This window comes from Catenulispora rubra, from assembly GCF_015356825.1.
GTDB classification, from domain to species: Bacteria; Actinomycetota; Actinomycetes; order Streptomycetales; family Catenulisporaceae; genus Catenulispora; species Catenulispora rubra.
In genome coordinates, this window is record NZ_JAACYW010000029.1 from 1 (window position 1) to 16,909 (window position 16,909).

General features: G+C 68.6%; 14 protein-coding genes. 11 read left to right on the top strand and 3 right to left on the bottom strand.

The window, feature by feature from the left end:
• The first annotated feature begins 77 nt into the window (after window positions 1-77).
• The 8 genes from GWK61_RS11105 to GWK61_RS11140 all read left to right on the top strand — a co-directional run bounded on the left by GWK61_RS11105 (window position 78) and on the right by GWK61_RS11140 (window position 7,635).
• Window positions 78-1,139 (top strand): substrate-binding domain-containing protein, encoded by a 1,062-nt coding sequence (locus GWK61_RS11105; RefSeq protein ID WP_228562114.1) that lies wholly within the window; start codon window positions 78-80, stop codon window positions 1,137-1,139.
• Window positions 1,140-1,238: 99 nt separating this feature from the next.
• Window positions 1,239-3,002 (top strand): purine-cytosine permease family protein, encoded by a 1,764-nt coding sequence (locus GWK61_RS11110; RefSeq protein WP_194908113.1) that lies wholly within the window; start codon window positions 1,239-1,241, stop codon window positions 3,000-3,002.
• Between the two features lie 22 nt (window positions 3,003-3,024).
• Window positions 3,025-3,327 (top strand): urease subunit gamma, encoded by a 303-nt coding sequence (locus GWK61_RS11115; RefSeq protein ID WP_194908115.1) that lies wholly within the window; start codon window positions 3,025-3,027, stop codon window positions 3,325-3,327.
• Window positions 3,324-3,689, top strand: a complete 366-nt coding sequence (locus GWK61_RS11120) for an urease subunit beta (RefSeq protein ID WP_194908119.1) — start codon at window positions 3,324-3,326, stop codon at window positions 3,687-3,689. The genes GWK61_RS11115 and GWK61_RS11120 overlap by 4 nt, the downstream gene beginning before the upstream one ends.
• Window positions 3,682-5,427 (top strand): urease subunit alpha, encoded by a 1,746-nt coding sequence (locus GWK61_RS11125; RefSeq protein WP_194908120.1) that lies wholly within the window; start codon window positions 3,682-3,684, stop codon window positions 5,425-5,427. The genes GWK61_RS11120 and GWK61_RS11125 overlap by 8 nt, the downstream gene beginning before the upstream one ends.
• A 12-nt stretch (window positions 5,428-5,439) precedes the next feature.
• Entirely contained in the window at window positions 5,440-6,135 is a 696-nt protein-coding gene (locus GWK61_RS11130) for an urease accessory protein UreF (RefSeq protein ID WP_323747504.1), read from the top strand.
• A complete protein-coding gene (ureG, locus tag GWK61_RS11135; protein WP_438939762.1) occupies window positions 6,125-6,862 on the top strand; it encodes an urease accessory protein UreG in 738 nt (245 codons plus the stop codon). Before GWK61_RS11130 ends, ureG begins: the two co-directional genes overlap by 11 nt.
• Entirely contained in the window at window positions 6,859-7,635 is a 777-nt protein-coding gene (locus GWK61_RS11140; RefSeq protein ID WP_194908122.1) for an urease accessory protein UreD, read from the top strand. Before ureG ends, GWK61_RS11140 begins: the two co-directional genes overlap by 4 nt.
• 81 nt (window positions 7,636-7,716) lie before the next feature.
• Here the strand turns inward: GWK61_RS11140 and GWK61_RS11145 are convergent, their stop codons facing one another.
• Complete coding sequence (locus tag GWK61_RS11145) at window positions 7,717-8,316, bottom strand: TetR/AcrR family transcriptional regulator (protein ID WP_194908123.1); 600 nt, start codon at window positions 8,314-8,316, stop codon at window positions 7,717-7,719.
• Window positions 8,317-8,463: 147 nt separating this feature from the next.
• On the opposite strand from GWK61_RS11145, the gene GWK61_RS11150 reads away from it, so the two are divergent.
• The 3 genes from GWK61_RS11150 to GWK61_RS11160 all read left to right on the top strand — a co-directional run bounded on the left by GWK61_RS11150 (window position 8,464) and on the right by GWK61_RS11160 (window position 14,453).
• Window positions 8,464-9,627 (top strand): epoxide hydrolase family protein, encoded by a 1,164-nt coding sequence (locus tag GWK61_RS11150; RefSeq protein WP_194908125.1) that lies wholly within the window; start codon window positions 8,464-8,466, stop codon window positions 9,625-9,627.
• A 1,035-nt stretch (window positions 9,628-10,662) separates the two neighbouring features.
• A complete protein-coding gene (locus tag GWK61_RS59425; RefSeq protein WP_194908127.1) occupies window positions 10,663-12,033 on the top strand; it encodes a cellulose binding domain-containing protein in 1,371 nt (456 codons plus the stop codon).
• Window positions 12,034-12,047: 14 nt separating this feature from the next.
• Window positions 12,048-14,453 (top strand): ricin-type beta-trefoil lectin domain protein, encoded by a 2,406-nt coding sequence (locus tag GWK61_RS11160; protein WP_194908129.1) that lies wholly within the window; start codon window positions 12,048-12,050, stop codon window positions 14,451-14,453.
• A 110-nt stretch (window positions 14,454-14,563) separates the two neighbouring features.
• On the opposite strand, the gene GWK61_RS11165 is transcribed toward GWK61_RS11160, so the two are convergent.
• Both GWK61_RS11165 and dxr read right to left on the bottom strand, forming a co-directional pair.
• A complete protein-coding gene (locus GWK61_RS11165) occupies window positions 14,564-15,436 on the bottom strand; it encodes an alpha/beta fold hydrolase (RefSeq protein WP_323747505.1) in 873 nt (290 codons plus the stop codon).
• 126 nt (window positions 15,437-15,562) lie between these two features.
• A complete protein-coding gene (dxr, locus tag GWK61_RS11170; RefSeq protein WP_194908131.1) occupies window positions 15,563-16,843 on the bottom strand; it encodes a 1-deoxy-D-xylulose-5-phosphate reductoisomerase in 1,281 nt (426 codons plus the stop codon).
• Window positions 16,844-16,909: the final 66 nt, after the last annotated feature.

The following is a 16,909-nucleotide window of genomic DNA, read 5'->3' on the forward strand; positions in this document are numbered from 1 at the left end:
CCCCAGCCCCGTCCGCCGCCGCACCCTCACCATGGTCCACATCCTCGCATTTCCGCATCCGTCACCGAGGTGGTCGCTTGTCCCGCATATCGCGCGAAGAGCTGACAGTCGCCCTCGTGATCCCGCTGTCCGGACCCGCAGGCGTCTTCGGCCCCTCCTGCGAACTGTCGGCGCGCCTGGCGGTCAGCGAACTCAACGACACCGGCGGCGTCCTCGGCCGACGGCTCCGCCTGCTGCCGGTGGACGGCGGCGGACCGCCGGAGCGCGTGGCGGCCGAGGTCGAGGCCCTGGTCGCCATCGGCGCCGTGGACGCGGTCGTGGGCTGGCACATCTCGGCCGTGCGCAAGGTACTCGCGCCGCGCATCGCCGGTCGCGTGCCGTACATCTACACCGCGCAGTACGAAGGCGGCGAGCGGACCCCCGGCGTCTTCGTCACCGGCGAGACCCCGGCGCGTCAGCTTCTCCCGGCGATGCGGCTGCTGGCCGGGTCGCACGGTGTCCGCCGCTGGTTCGTGGTCGGCAACGACTACGTGTGGCCGCGTGCGACGGCGCGCGCCGCGTTGCGATATGCGCACGCCTGCGGAGGAAGCGTCTGCGGTCAGGAGTTCGTCGCACTCGGCACCGAGGACTACAGCGGCGTGGTCCGCGCGATCGAGCGCAGCGCGGCGGACGGCGTCCTGATGCTGCTGATCGGTGCGGACGCGGTGCACTTCAACCGGGCCTACGCGTCCTACGGCCTGCATCAGCGTGCCCTGCGACTGAGCACCCACATGGACGAGAACATGCTGCTGGCCACCGGCGCCGAGGCCACCGAGAACCTGTGGGCGGCGGCCGGCTACTTCGAAACGCTCGCCACCGCCGAGAGCCTGGACTTCAGCGGACGCTACGCGGCGCGCTTCGGCACGCAGGCGCCGGTGCTCAGCAGCCTGGGGGAGTCCTGCTACGAGGGCGTCCGGCTGCTGGCGGCCCTGGCCGCACGGGCCCAGAGCCTGGACGTCCGCACCCTGCTTCACGCGGGGCGGGCCGCGGTGTACGAAGGCCCGCGTGGCACGGTCCGGCTGCACGGCAACCATGTGGAGCAACCCATCTATCTGGCGAGGGCCGACGCCTTCGACTTCGACATCGTCGCGCAACTCTAGACCGGCGCAGGGCCGGAATACCCCGTCGCAGAAATAATTTCTCTGTGAAGTAACACTGCGTAACACGGCGTCAACACCCGCGCACCAGGCTCAACCGGCATGACCGACACCCACACCGGCACCGACAGCCCGGCCGACACCGCGGACGCGGCCAGCCCGGTCGACGTAGCCAGTCCGGCCAGCCCTGCCGGCGAGGCCGCCAGCACCGGGCAGGCCCACCGCGCGTACCACCGCTGGGCCAAGAACGACACGCTGGAGGACTACTCGCTCCGCTACGCGCCCAAGTCCTTCCGCCGCTGGAGCCCCTACGTCGTCGCCACGACCGCGCTCGGCGGCATCGCCTACCTCGCCGACTTCGCCATCGGCGGCTCGATCGCCATCTCCTACGGCTTCACCAGCGCCGCCGTCGCGATCGGCATCGCCGCGTTCGTCATCTTCGTCACCGGCATCCCGATCGCCTACTACTCGGCGAAGTACTCCGTCGACATGGACCTGCTCACCCGCGGCGCGGGCTTCGGCTACCTCGGCTCGACGCTGACCTCGATCATCTACGCCAGCTTCACCTTCATCTTCTTCGCCCTCGAAGGCTCGATCATGGCGCAGGCCTTCCAACTCGGCCTGCACATCCCGCTGGCCGTCAGCTATCTGATCGCCTCCCTGCTGGTCATCCCGCTGGTGATCTACGGCATGACCGCGCTGTCGAAGATGCAGGTGTGGACCCAGCCGATCTGGCTGATCCTGATGGTCGCGCCGTTCATCGCCATCGCGATCAAGGACCCGGGCCAGTTCGGCCGCTTCACGCACTTCGGCGGCGACTCGCCGACCGGCGCCGGGTTCAGCTTCCTCAGCGCCGGCGCGGGCGCCGGGGTCGCGCTGTCGCTCATCGCGCAGATCGGCGAGCAGGTCGACTACCTGCGCTTCATGCCGGACAAGACGGAGAAGAACAAGAAGCAGTGGTGGGGCGCGGTGCTCTCGGCCGGTCCGGGCTGGGTCGTCCTCGGCGCGCTCAAGCAGCTCGGCGGCGCGTTCCTGGCGTTCTACGTCACCGAGAAGATCGGCAAGGCCGTCGCCGATGAGCCGATCCAGCAGTACCTGCTGGGCCTGAAGACCTTCGCCGCGCCGGTCGCGCTGGGCGTGGCCACCTTCTTCGTGGTCCTGTCGCAGATCAAGATCAATTCGACGAACGCCTACTCCGGCTCGCTGTCCTGGTCCAACTTCTTCTCCCGGGTCCTGCACAAGCACCCCGGCCGCGTCGTCTGGATCTTCCTGAACGTCGGCATCTCGCTGGCCCTGATGGAGTTCGGGGTCTTCGGGTTCCTGAACAACGTCCTCGGCTTCTACTCCAACGTCGCCATCGCCTGGATCGGCGCGGTCACCGCCGACCTGGTCATCAACAAGCCGCTCAAGCTCAGCCCGTCCTACATCGAGTTCAAGCGCGCGCACCTGTACAACTTCAACCCGGTCGGCTTCGGCTCGATGCTGGTCGCCTCCACGGTCTCGATCATCGCCTACTTCAACGCCTTCGGCGCCTACGCCAAGGCCTTCTCCCCGCTGATCGCCCTCGGCATCGGCCTGGTCCTGCCGCCGATCCTGGCCTACGCGACGAAGGGCAAGTACTACATCGCCCGCGTGGACGACCTCGACGAGCCGCTGATCGTGGACGGCCAGTTGGCGGCCGTCGAGCTCACCTGCACGGTGTGCGCGGACGCCTTCGAGCGGCCCGACATGGCCTCCTGCCCGTTCCACGACGGCCCGATCTGCTCGCTGTGCTGCAGCCTGGAGGCCGCGTGCCACGACGTGTGCAAGAAGGCGGTTTCCGGGCCGGTCGACCTGGGCATGCCGCTCACCGCGACCACGGCCTAATCGACGAAAGGCACGCGCAATCATGCTTCTTTCCCCCCACGAGCAGGAACGCCTGCTCATCCACGTCGCCGCCGGCCTGGCCCGGGAACGGCGGGCCCGCGGGCTGCGGCTGAACTACCCGGAGGCGATCGCCGTGCTCACCTCGTACCTGCTCGAACGCGCCCGGGACGGCCAGAGTGTCAGTGAGCTGATGGACGCCGGACGTCACGTGTTGACGCGCGAGGACGTGCAGGAGGGGGTGCCGGAGATGATCGACGACGTGCAGATCGAGGCGACCTTCCCGGACGGCACGAAGCTGGTCACCGTGCACCGGCCGATCGGATGAGGGCCGACGTGGACGACACACAGCAACCGCTTCCCGGACCGATCCCCGGCGAGGTCCGGCTTGCCGCTGAGCCGATCGAACTCAACGCCGGCGCACCGCGCACGACGCTCACCGTGCTCAACACCGGCGACCGGCCGGTCCAGGTCGGCTCGCACTACCACCTGGCCGAGGCCAACCCGGCCCTGGACTTCGATCGCGACGCCGCCTGGGGCCTGCGGCTGGACATCCCGGCGGGCACCGCCGTGCGGTTCGAGCCGGGACTGGCTCGCGAGGTCGCGCTGGTCCCGATCGCCGGTCGGCGGGTCGTGACCGGACTGCGCGGGATCAGCGGCGCGCGGCAGGAGGGCAGGCTCGATGGCTGAGATATCTCGCGCGCGCTACGCGGCGCTGTACGGCCCGACCGTCGGCGACAGCGTCCGGCTCGCCGACACGAACCTGTTCATCGAGGTCGAGCAGGACCTGTGCACGGCGGCCGGATACGGCGAGGAGGCGGTGTTCGGCGGCGGGAAGGTGATCCGCGAGTCCATGGGCATGGGGCACGTCACCCGCACCGCACGCGGCGACCTGCCCGGCAGCCCGGACACCGTGATCACCGGCGCGATCGTGCTCGACCACTGGGGCATCGTGAAGGCCGACGTCGGCATCCGGGACGGCCGGATCGTCGCGCTCGGCAAGGCCGGCAACCCCGACACCATGGACGGCGTGCACCCGGCGCTGGTCATCGGCCCGTCCACGGAGGTCGTCGCCGGCAACGGCAAGATCCTCACCGCCGGCGGCATCGACGGGCACGTGCATTTCATCTGCCCGCAGTCCGTCACCGAGGCGCTGGCGTCCGGTATCACGACCCTGATCGGTGGCGGCACGGGACCGGCCGAGGGCAGCAAGGCGACGACGGTCACCCCCGGCGCCTGGCATCTGGCCCGGATGTTCGAGGCCTTGGACCCCTGGCCGGTCAACTTCGCGCTGCTCGGCAAGGGGAACACGACCAACGAGGACGCGTTGTGGGAGCAGCTGCGCGCCGGCGCGGCCGGATTCAAGATCCACGAGGACTGGGGTGCGACGCCCGCCGCGATCGACGTCTGCCTGCGGGTCGCCGACGCCTCCGGGGCCCAGGTGTCCATCCACACCGACACGCTCAACGAGGCCGGGTTCGTCGAGGGCACCGTCGCCGCGATCGCCGGACGCACCATCGAGGCCTACCACGTGGAGGGTGCCGGCGGCGGGCACGCGCCGGACATCATCACCGTGGCCGGACTGCCGAACTTCCTTCCGGCCTCGACCAACCCGACCCGGCCGCACACCGTCAACACCATCGACGAGCACCTGGACATGCTGATGGTCTGCCACCACCTGTCCCCGGCCATCCCGGAGGACCTGGCCTTCGCCGAGTCGCGGATCCGGCCGACGACGATCGCGGCCGAGGACATCCTGCACGACCTCGGCGCGATCTCGATGATCGGCTCGGACTCCCAGGCCATGGGCCGGATCGGCGAGACGGTCATCCGCACCTGGCAGACCGCGCACGCGATGAAGGAACGGCGCGGCGCGCTGCCCGGCGACGGCGCGGCCGACAACCACCGGGCCCGGCGGTACGTCGCCAAGTACACGATCGGCCCGGCCGTCGCGCACGGCATGGACGCCGAGCTCGGGTCCGTCGAACCGGGCAAGCTCGCCGACCTCGTGCTCTGGGACCCGCGCTTCTTCGCGGTCAGGCCGCACCTGGTGATCAAGGGCGGCGCGATCGCCTGGGCCGCGATGGGGGACGCCAACGCCTCCATCCCGACGCCGCAGCCGGTGCTGCCGCGGCCGATGTTCGGGGCGTACGGCGCCGCGGCTCCGGCGACCAGCGTGGCGTTCGTCGCGCCGGCCGCGCTTGAGGACGGGCTCGCCGAGCGGCTGGGCGAGCGGCTCGGGGTGCGGCGGGAACTGGTCGCGCAGAAGGATGTACGAGGGCTGACGAAGGCGGATCTGCCGGAGAACACGGCACTGCCGCGGATCGAGGTCGAGCCGGACACTTTCACCGTGCGCATTGACGGCGAGGTTGTGGAGCCTGCGCCGGCTCGGACTCTGCCGTTGACGCAGCGCTACTTCCTGTTCTGAGGCCTGGTATCCGTGAATCTGACCTCGTTGCTCATGCTGACCGACAGCCGTCTGCCGGCGGGCACGCATGCGCACTCGGGCGGGCTGGAGGCTGCTGTCGCTGCTGGGCGGGTCGGTGATGCGGCCGACCTTTACTCGTTTCTGCTCGGCAGGCTCACTACCGCTGGCCTGACGGGGGCTGCGTTTGCTGCTGCGGCGCTTGAAGCTGCGGTGGTCGAAACGGTGGGTGGGCCGGACGAGGCGCTGTTTGCCGAACTCGACGCCGAGTACGAGGCACGCACGCCTTCGCCGGCGCAACGTCGCGCTTCCCGAAAGCTGGGGCGGCAGTTGTTGCGGGCGGTTCGGGCGGGCTGGCCGGGACCGGCGCTTGTCGCAGCTGCCGCCGTGCATCCGGAGGGCCCGCATCAGCCGATCGCCTTTGGTGCGGCGGGCGCGGCTGCTGGGCTGAGCGCGTACGACGTTGCTGTCGGCTCCGCGCTCGGCTCCGTCAGTGGACCGGCGAACGCTGCCACGCGGCTGCTCGGCATCGACCCCGACGCGGTCACCGCGGTTCTCGCCGCGCTCGAACCCGTCATCCAGGACATCGCCGACAGCGCTGTGAAGGCGGCGCTCGGTCCGATCAGCGAGTTGCCGTCGTTCAGCGCACCCCGCCTGGACATCTCGGCAGAACATCACAGCACATGGGAGGTGCGTCTCTTTGCATCGTAAATATCCTGAGGAAGCCACCGGAACTGGCATGAGTTTCGGCCGAAGCGACACCGGCTCGGAGGGGCCGTTGCGCGTAGGCATCGGCGGTCCTGTCGGATCGGGCAAGACCGCGCTGGTCGCGGCGCTGTGCCGTGCGCTGCGGGAGGAGTACGCGCTGGCCGTGGTGACCAATGACATCTACACGCGCGAAGACGCCGAGATCCTGTTGCGCCAGGGTGTTCTCGACCCCGAACGGATTTCCGCTGTCGAGACCGGCTGCTGTCCGCACACTGCGATCCGGGACGACATCTCGGCGAATCTCGAAGCGGTCGAAGACCTGGAGCGTCGGTTCGCACCGCTGGATCTGGTGTTGGTCGAGAGCGGTGGCGACAACCTTACGGCGACGTTCAGCAAGGGTCTGATTGACCGGCAGATATTCGTGATCGACGTGGCCGGCGGGGACAAGGTGCCGCGCAAGGGCGGTCCGGGGATCATCTCCTCGGATCTGCTGGCGATCAACAAGACGGATCTGGCGGAACTGGTTCACGCGGATCTGGACGTGATGCGGCGGGATGCCAGGCGGCAGCGGACTGATGCGCACGGGATCGAGCGGCCTACCGTGTTCATGTCGCTGGACGCCGACCCGCTGGCCGGGGACGTTGCGGCGTGGATCAGGGAGCTGATTGCCGAGCGCCGCGGCTTCGCGGAGGCTGCTGCCGCTAAGACCGTCGCCGCGACTCCGGTATGAAGGCGAAAGCGCGCCTGGTCGCCGAGGCCCGGCCTGACGGCACGACCCGGTTGACCACCCTCGCCGGCCAGGCTCCGCTGCTGCTGCGGCAGACGCTCGCGGATGGCGGGGCTCCGGGCGTCGCTCAGGTCTACCTGGTGGCCGGGGCGGCCGGGCCTGTTGGTGGCGATGAGCTTCACTTCGGGGTGCACGTCGGGCCCGGGGCCCGGGTGCGGGTTCGCAGCGTCGCGGCCACGTTGGCCCTGCCCGGGCTTCGGTCTGGTGAGTCGACGCTGGACGTCAGTGTGTGCGTCGAGAGCGGTGCTGAGCTGGTCTGGGATCCCGAGCCGTTCATCGCGGCGCGGGGCGCGAGGCATCGCACGACGGTGCGGGTCGAGCTGGCCGATGATGCCCGCCTGACCTGGCATGAACAGACGCTGCTCGGTCGGCACGGCGAGGAGCCCGGGTCGGTGGCCACGCGGCTGTGCGTCCGTCGCGCGGGGCGTCCGTTGCTGGATCACACCGTGGCGGTCGGGCCCCACCATCCTGGCTCGCTCGGCCCTGCCGTCATCGGGGCCGAGCGGGCTGGTTCTACGACGGTGATTGTCGACCCGGCCTGGGAGGAGGTGCCGCCTGCTGACCGGCTCGTGCTGGAACCCCGTGATGATGCGCAGTGCGCTGTGGCGGTGTTTCCGCTCGATGGGCCGGCTGTCGTTATCAGTGCTCTGAGTGGGGACGGGTTGGGGCTGGAGCGGGTGCACCGGTGGGTGCGCCGTGGTGTTGCGCTTCTCTGATCGGTGCGCCTTTCACAGAGTCCTGATCCTGCCGAAGAGCCCGGGTTCTGTCGAAGCGCCCGGCCACAAGGACGCTGCGCGTCATGGCTTTCCGTCGGCGAGAGCTTGTGCGCGTGGCTCGGGAACTCCCAGGATGAGCAGGCTGGTGATCTTTGCCGCGCGGGCGTCGAGGGCTTTGTCGCTGCGGTGGTTGTCTGCGATGGAGAACACGGTGGCGTAGGCGACCTGGCTGAGGGTTTCTGCTGGCAGGTGGCGTCCGAACGCTCCGGTGTCCTGGCCTCGTTGCACGAGGTCGGCGAGGATCTGGTCGACGGGGCCTAGTAGGGCGTGGATCTCCTCGCCGTATTCGCCGCGGCGAAGTGCGATAAGCACTCGGTAGCGTCGCGCCAGGGGCCAGACGTGGGCGACGAAGTCGACCCATGCCGTCTCGGGTTGTCCGTCGGACGCGTTGACCTCGGTGAGCACGGCGACCATCTCGTCCACCGCTCGTTGCGTGAGGCTTCGGACGAGGTCGGTGCGGGTGGGGAAGTGGCCGTAGACGGTGCGGCGGACCACGCCTGCGGCGGAGGCGACGTCGGCCATGCCGGCGTTGGGGTTCTGGCCCAGGACATCGAGGGCGACGTCGAGGATGAGATTCCGGGTGTCGTTGAGGGAGCGGGCTCGGGCGGGTTCGGTCGGCACGGTTCCATCATTGCACAGTGGTGTGCAACGAGGTAGATTGCACAGCAGTGTGCATTGCACATCGGTGTGCAGTGGGTCGCCGCGCCGTGTGGTGGCCGTGCCGTGTGGTGGTCGCACCGCCAAGCAAGAGTTCAGGAGAGCGAGCCAATGGCTGCATGGACGTCCGTGTCCTCAACCCTCGTCCGTCCGTTCACCGTCGCGATCCCCGACTCGGAGATCGAAGACCTGAAGCGGCGGCTGGCCGGAACGCGGTGGCCGGATCCGGAGACCGTTCCGGACTGGTCGCAGGGTGTTCGGCTGGAGAATGCCAAATCGCTTATTGACTACTGGGAGCGGGAGTACGAATGGCGTCGGTTCGAGGCGGAGATCAACCGGTTTCCGCAATTCCTGACCACGATTGACGGGCTTGATATTCACTTCATTCATGTCAAGTCCCAGAACCCGAACGCGATGCCTCTTATCTTGACGCACGGATGGCCGGGTTCGATCGTCGAGTTCCTGAAACTGATCGGGCCGCTGACTGATCCGGTGGCGTTCGGGGGAGACGTCGAGGACTCCTTTGACGTGGTCATCCCGTCGCTGCCCGGGTTCGGGTTCTCCCAGAAGCCGACCGAGGCGGGGTGGACTGCTTCCCGTATCGCGGCGGCGTGGGTGGAGCTCATGGCGCGTCTTGGGTATGAGAACTGGGCTGCTCAGGGCGGTGATTGGGGTGGCGTCGTCACCACCGCACTCGGGGTCATGCGGCCTGAGGGTCTTCTCGGCATTCACTTGAACAGCCAATTCGCTTTTCCCGCACAGATCCCCGAAAAGCTGTCGCCCGAGGAGCGCTACGCCGTCGACTCCCTCGCGCTCTACAACGGTGATCTCGGCGGGTCGAGCCACCTGCAGGCCACGAAGCCGGAGACCGTCGGATTCGCGCTGGCCGACTCGCCGGCCGGCCAGGCGGCGTGGATTTACGAGAAGTTCCAGTCCAAGACGGACAACCGCGGGCTCGCCGAGGACGCTCTCAGCACCGACGACATGCTGGACGCGATCTCGCTTTACTGGTTCACCAACAGCGCCGCATCATCCGGCCGCATCTACTGGGAGAACAAGTCGGGCAGCTTCGCCGGCCCGAAGCTCACACTGCCGGTGGCGGTGACCGTGTTCCCCCGCGACATCCCGCGCCTGCCGCGGAGCTGGATTGAGGACACGTACGCTGACTTGATTCACTATGGTGAGGCTGAGAAGGGTGGGCATTTCGCGGCGCTCGAACAGCCTGAGATTCTGGTTGGCGAAATTCGGGCGGGGCTCAGGAGCCTTCGTTCGTGAAGCGAATCTGGAGTCCTGAAAGTTTGGCGCTCCTGCTTTATGTGTGGTGTGGGTGCTGGTGTCGGGTGGGGTGCCCGGGGTGCGGTTGGGGTGTGGTTTACAGGCGATCTTTACGGCTTCGCTAATGGTTGGATGGCCTCGCGGGGGGACGCAGTTCGGTTGAGCCCGGCATGTCGCGCTGGCGGCCGCCGGTATTCGCGGACATGACCGCGCACTGGTTCAAGTCTGTGCATGGTGCGTTGGCGGGTGGCGGTTTTTGCGTGCAAGACCGCGCGGCGGTCCGAGTCACTGCGCACACGTCATGTGGGCGGCTGGCGGCCGCGTTTGGTGGGTGTGTTGAGGCCTCTGGCGGGCCTCCTCGACGAGGGGGCGACCCGCGCGTCCGGCAGTTTGGCGGCGGCCCGCGACTGTTCGGTTTTCTATCCGCTGTTGCCTGCGCTGCGTTGTGCGGTGGCGGTGTTGCTTGTGGTCGCCGGGTTCTGGGTCCCTCGCCGCGTCATCGCCGTAAACGGAACCAGCCCGGTTTGGCGGAATCAAGCCGCATCGCTGCTGCTGTGGTCCGGCTTCGTTCGGCTTGACACCGCCAAACCGGGCAGGTTGGCTGCGCCCGCTGACGCGGCGAGGGACCCAGAACCAACACCCCACATGGTCCTTCGGACCCCCTCACCACGTGGCCGGCCGATCTGGCCGGTCGCCAGCCGAGACCGCCAACGCAGCGGATCTCGGAGAGATCGGTGGCGGCCTGGCGCCGTGCCGGCTTGGCTGCTGTGCTTCTGTTGCTACCCGACTGAGCCCCTGTAGGTGCTGGCAACCAGCTCACATGTGTGTCAGGGGTAGCTGAAAGTTTCTCTGCGCTGCACCGCGCGCGCACCGGGCCACCGGCCTGCTCGATGATGCGTGACCTGCGGTGTCCGACATGTGCCTGACATCGGTGCAGCGAATCGGTTCGATGGCTGCTTGCGGTTGGGGTGCCTTCTTGGCACCTTCACGGCGACGCGGTGTATGTCGGTGGATGTTCGAAAGGATGAGGACCAGATGGCTCGTCTTCTCAGGGCGCGTGCTCTTGCGGCCGCTCTTGCGATCGCCTTCACGGCGGCGCTCTCTGTGGTTGCGCTGCCGGCCGCGCAGGCCGCTACGACCACGTGCTCGGGTACCGGCACGATTCCGGCCGGGGACTACATGATCCAGGCGAATGAGTGGAACTCCACCGCGCCGCAGTGCGTCACGTACAGCGGTGGGACTGCGTGGACGGTGAGTACTGCGAACTTCAACCTCAGTGGGGGTGCGCCGGCGACCTATCCGTCGATTTTCAAGGGCTGCCACTGGGGTCTGTGTACTGGGAACAGTGAGTTTCCGATCCAGATGAGCAAGCTTGGGAGCGCGGTCAGTTCGTGGAACACCACGCAACCCTCGTCCGGGACGTATGACGTCGCTTACGACATCTGGTTCAACTCCACGCCGACTACCACTGGGCAGCCGGACGGTACTGAGGTGATGATCTGGATCAACAGTCGGGGTGGAGTGCAGCCCTTCGGGTCGCAGACCGGTAACACGAATGTCGACGGCATGAACTGGAATGTGTGGACCGGGCAGCAGACTTCGTGGAAGATCATCTCCTACGTCCTGAACCCTGGCGCCACCTCGGTCTCGAACCTCGACCTCAAGGCCCTGTTCCAGGACGCGGTGGCCCGCGGCTCGATCAACCCCTCGAACTACCTGCTCGACGTCGAGGCCGGCTTCGAAATCTGGCAGGGCGGCCAGGGCCTGGGCACCAACAGCTTCTCGGTCGCGGCCAGCACCGGTTCTGGCGGCGACACCACGCCGCCGTCGGTGCCGGCGAACCTCGCGGTCCCCGGGACCACGGCTTCGTCGGCCGCGCTGTCGTGGTCGGCGTCCACGGACAACGTCGGCGTGGCCGGATACCGGGTGTACCGCAATGGCGCGCAGGTCGGGACGAGCGCCGGGACCACGTTCACCGACACCGGCCTGTCCGCTTCGACGCGCTACACGTACACGGTCGCCGCCTATGACGCGGCCGGGAACGTCTCGGCGCAGTCCGGCGGCGTGACCGCGACGACTACCTCGAACGGGGGAGGAGGAGGCAGCGGATGTACGGCGACCTACTCGCTGACCAACCAGTGGAACAGCGGGTTCACGGCCAACGTGACCGTGGCGAACACCGGGACCGCGCCCACCAACGGCTGGAAGGTGGCCTGGAGCTGGGGCGGCAACCAGCAGATCCAGAGCCTCTGGAACGGCGTCGTGAGCAGCAGCGGGTCGGGCGTGAGCGTGACGAACGCGAGCTACAACGGCTCGATAGCCCCGGGTGGCAACACATCGTTCGGCTTCCAGGCCGGCTACTCGGGTACTAACAGCTCGCCGACACTGACCTGCAGCACGAGCTGAAAAGGAAGGCGATCGTGTCACGACTCAGCCGAATCCTCAGACGTCTGCGATCCTCCACGGCGGCGCTCGCGGGCCTCGCGCTGGCCGCGAGCGGCGTGGTCGCCGTCGTGGCCACGCCGGCCCACGCCGCGACGTCCATCACCCTCAACGGCGCGTCCGGCGGGCGCACCTTCGACGGCGTCGGGGCGATCAGCGGCGGAGGCGGCAACAGCAGGCTGCTGATCGACTATCCGGAGCCCCAGCGCAGCCAGATCCTGGACTACATGTTCAAGCCGGACTACGGTGCGGCGGCGCAGATCCTCAAGATCGAGATCGGCGGGGACACCAACTCCACGTCGGGTGCCGAGCCCAGCATCGAACACAGCCGCGGCGTGGTGAACTGCGCCGTCGGCTACGAGTTCTGGCTCGCTGAGCAGGCCAGGGCACGCAATCCGAACGTCAAGCTGTATGGCTTGGCGTGGGGCGCGCCCGGCTGGATCGGCGGTGGGAACTTCTGGTCCACCGACATGGTGAACTACCTGGTCTCCTGGCTGGGCTGCGCGAAGTCGCACGGCCTGACCATCGACTACCTCGGCGGCTGGAACGAGCGCGGGTACAACGTCGCCTGGTACGAGCAGCTGCGCAACGCGCTCAACGCCAACGGATACGCCGGCGTCGAGATCGTCGGGGCCGACTCGGATTGGTCGATCGCCAATGACGTCGACTCCAATTCTGCGTTCGCCTCGGCGGTCGGCATCCTCGGGGCGCACTATCCGTGCGGCTACCGCTCGGCGCAGTCCAGTTGTAGCGTGCCGGCGGCCGCGAGCTCGTCCGGGAAGCAGCTGTGGGCGAGCGAGAACGGCTCGGACGACTACAACGGCGGCGCGCAGGCGATGGCGCGCGGCATCAACCGCGGCTACGTCGACGGCCGGATGACCGCGTACCTCAACTGGCCGATCGTCGCCGCGATCACGCCAAACCTGCCGTACCCCACCATGGGGCTGGTGTCCGCGCCGCAGCCGTGGTCCGGTTCCTACTCGGTGGGCAAGAACGCGTGGGTGATGGCGCAGACCACACAGTTCACCGCGCCCGGATGGCAGTACCTTGACTCGTCCAGCGGTTACATCGGCGGCAATCGCGGCAATGGCAGCTACGTGACGCTCAAGGCGCCGAACAACAGCGACTACTCGACCATCATCGAGACGATCGACGCCGGTGGCGCTCAGACGCTGAACTTCAATGTCGCCGGGGGACTGTCCACGGGCCAGGTGCACGTGTGGGCCACGAATGTCAGCTCCAACAATCCGGCCAACTACTTCGTGCACACTACTGACGTCACGCCGTCGGGCGGGAGCTTCAGCCTGACCGTGCAGCCCGGCTATGTCTACTCCCTGACAACGACGACCGGGCAGGGCAAGGGCACGGCGGCGGGTCCCGGCTCGGCGGCCATGAGCCTGCCGTATAGCGACAACTTCGACAGCGACGCGACTGGCAGCGAAGCGAAGTACTTGATGGATTGGCAGGGGTCCTTCGAGGTCGCGGCTTGTGGCGGCGGTCGCAGCGGGCAGTGCGTGCGGCAGATGAGTCCGCAGGCGCCGATCACGTGGGACACGCTCTCCGATCCCCATGCGCTGCTCGGTGATGTGAGCTGGAGCAACTACACGGTCACCTCGGACGTGCTGCTGGAGAAGTCGGGCTACGCCGAGCTGATGGGACGGGCCAACACCCAGTCCTACGGCGGTGCCGGCGGCCTGAACGCGTACCATCTGCGCGTCAGCGATACCGGGGCGTGGTCGATCCTGAGCTCGAACACCGGTAACAATGTCAGCACTCTGGCAAGCGGCAGCGTCGCGGCGTTGGGAACGGGCCGCTGGCATACCCTGTCTCTGGCTTTCGCTGGCAGCGCCATCACCGCGAGCATCGACGGCACCAAGGTTGGCAGCGCGAACGACAACACCTGGGGCGCCGGCCAGATCGGCTACGCCACCAGCCAGGGCGAGACCGCGCAGTTCGACAACCTGTCGATCACGCCCGGCTCCGGCGGCGGCGGAGGCAGCAGCGGCGAGATCATCGGCACGGCTTCCGGCCGGTGCGTCGACGTGCCGAACGCGTCGCAGACGCAGGGCACGCAGGTCGAGCTGTGGGACTGCAACGGCGGCACGAACCAGCAGTGGACCGCCACCGCCGCCGGCGAACTGCGGGTCTACGGCAGCGACTGTCTGGACGCCTCCGGGCAGGGCACCAGCGCGGGTACCAAGGTCGACATCTGGCCTTGCACCGGCGGCAGCAACCAGAAGTGGACGCTGAACGCCGACGGGACGATCACCGGCGCGCAGTCCAGCTTGTGCCTCGACGCCACGGGAGCGGGGACGGGGAACGGCACGCTGCTGGAGCTGTGGACGTGCAACGGCGGCAGTAACCAGAAGTGGAGTCACGCGTAGTCGGAAGCCATATGAAGGTGCGGGGACCGGGGAGCCGCTGACGCGGCGGCTCCCCAGTCAGGGTGCTGCGAACCCCGGCTCCGATCGCTGTGCCCACAGCCTGCGAGCGGTCAGCTCGGATACACAGCCCGTCGCACGAATCGCCGCAGGTGTCGACGAACAGGCTCGGGCTGCTCCAACCAGGGTTCGTGCCCGCCGCCGTCGATCCGGGTCAACGGGACTTCGAGCCGGAGTGCGAGTGACTCCAGTGCAGACAGGGGCCGGGGATCGTCGACCCCGCCGAGTAGTTCGGTGTGCGCCGGCAGGCACGCTCGCAGTTCGTCGAGGTGCTGCTCGATCGGATCCGCGCGGCCTTCTTTGCCCAGTTCGCTGTTCATGGCCCAGTTGACGGGGCGGCGCCTGCGGGCACCGTCCGCGGCCCAACGCCAGCCGCGTTGGACATCGGCGTGGTCGGTGAACCAGGCCAGAGTGAGCAGTTCGGCTTCCTCCTCATCCGTGCGCTGCGCCGACGCCTCCAGCTCGCGAAGCCGCTCCTGCTGCGCCGCGGTCATGCGGCGGTTGCGTTCAGATCGGTATGCGGTGCGCCAGTCACCGACGAACGGTCCGCACAGCAACAGCAGCGCAGCCACCCGATCGGGGTGCGTCAGGCAGAACCTGCTCGCCAGATCGGTGCCGTAGGAGTGCCCGATCAGCACTGCCTTCGGCGCGCCCCAGGCATCCAGCAGTTCGGCGAGATCCTCGACATGGCGGGCGAGGGAATGAGGGCCCTGCCACTCGGATCGGCCTGTGCCGCGCTGGTCGTAGCGGTACACCGGCGCGAGGTCCGCGATCATGGTGGCGACATCGCCCAGATAGTCCGGCAGGCCCGGGCCGCCGTGGAGCATGACCACGGGAAGTCTGCGTGTTGTGTCCCCCGCCGCGATCCAGCGGATGTGTGCCTCGTCGGTCATCCGTGTGAGGCCCTGTGTCTCCGTCAAGGTCACCGCAGAACCCTACAAGGCTGCACGCCGGGGGCCGAGATCAGCGCCGGAATCAGAGAGCGAGGCTAGCACAACCGGAGCGTGTTCCGTTTGATGGATCCCGAGGCGCCGGAGCTGCAAGAGGCGTCGCTAAGCCGTCAGCTCCCGTGCCCGCACCCGCGCCCGGTGGTCGGCGTCGAGCACCGCGTCCACCGTCAGCTCGCCCGGCGCGGAGTCGTGCTCGGCGAGCACGCGCTCCACGGTGTCCACGATCGCCGGGAACGGGATCTGTCCGACCAGGAACGCCGCGACGCACTGCTCGTTCGCCCCGTTGAACGCCGCCGGGGCGGTGCCGCCGGCTGCGGCGGCCTGCTTGGCGAGCCGGACGGCCGGGAACGCCTCGGCGTCCAGCGGGAAGAACTCCCAGCGCGCCGCGGTGGACCAGTCCAGGGGCGGGGCCGCGTCGGGGATGCGGTGCGGCCAGCCCAGGGCCAGCGCTATCGGCAGCCGCATGTCCGGCGGGCCGGCCTGGGCGATGGTGGATCCGTCCCGGTACTCGACCATCGAGTGCACGATCGACTGCGGGTGGACCACCACCGCGATGCGGTCCAGCGGCACGCCGAACAGCAGGTGCGCCTCGATCACCTCAAGGCCCTTGTTCACCAGCGTCGCCGAGTTGACGGTGACCAGCGGCCCCATCGACCACGTCGGGTGCGCGAGCGCCTGGTCGGGGGTGACGTGGGCCAACTCCTCGCGCCGTCGGCCGCGGAACGGGCCGCCGCTGGCAGTGAGGATCAGCCGCTCCACCTCGTGCTCCGCGCCGCCGCGCAGGCACTGGGCCAGCGCCGAGTGCTCGGAGTCGACGGGGACGATCTGCCCGGGCTGCGCGGCCCCGGTCACCAGGTCGCCGCCGATGATCAGCGACTCCTTGTTCGCCAGCGCCAGGACGTGTCCGGCGCGCAGCGCGGCGAGGGTGGCCGGCAGCCCCGCCGCGCCGGCGATCGCGTTGAGGACGGTGTGGCACGGCATGGCCGCCAGTTCGGTCACCGCCTGCGGTCCGGCCACGATCTCGGGGAGGACGTCGGTCCGCGCCGACGCGGTGCGGGAAGGCGGCATCACGTGGGAAGCCGAGGCCATGCGGGAAGGCGACGCGGTACGGGAAAACGACACAGCGCGCGAAGGCGACGCCCGGCGCGAGGCGGCCTCGGCGCGCAGCGCGAGCCGCAGGTCGGGCACGGCGCCGGGATCGGCCACGCCGACCACCCTGGCCCCGCAGTCGAGCGCCTGCCGGGCCAGCAGCGCCGGGTCGCCGCCGCCGGCGGCCAGGCCCACCACCTCCAGCCGGTCCGGCGCGCGCCGGGCCACGTCCAGGGCCTGGGTGCCGATCGATCCGGTCGAGCCGAGGATCACGATCTGTCGAGGACGGTCCACGCCGTTGAGACTACACCTTTACTGACCGTCGGTCAGTCACTTAGGATCGGCGGCGTACCCGACCGG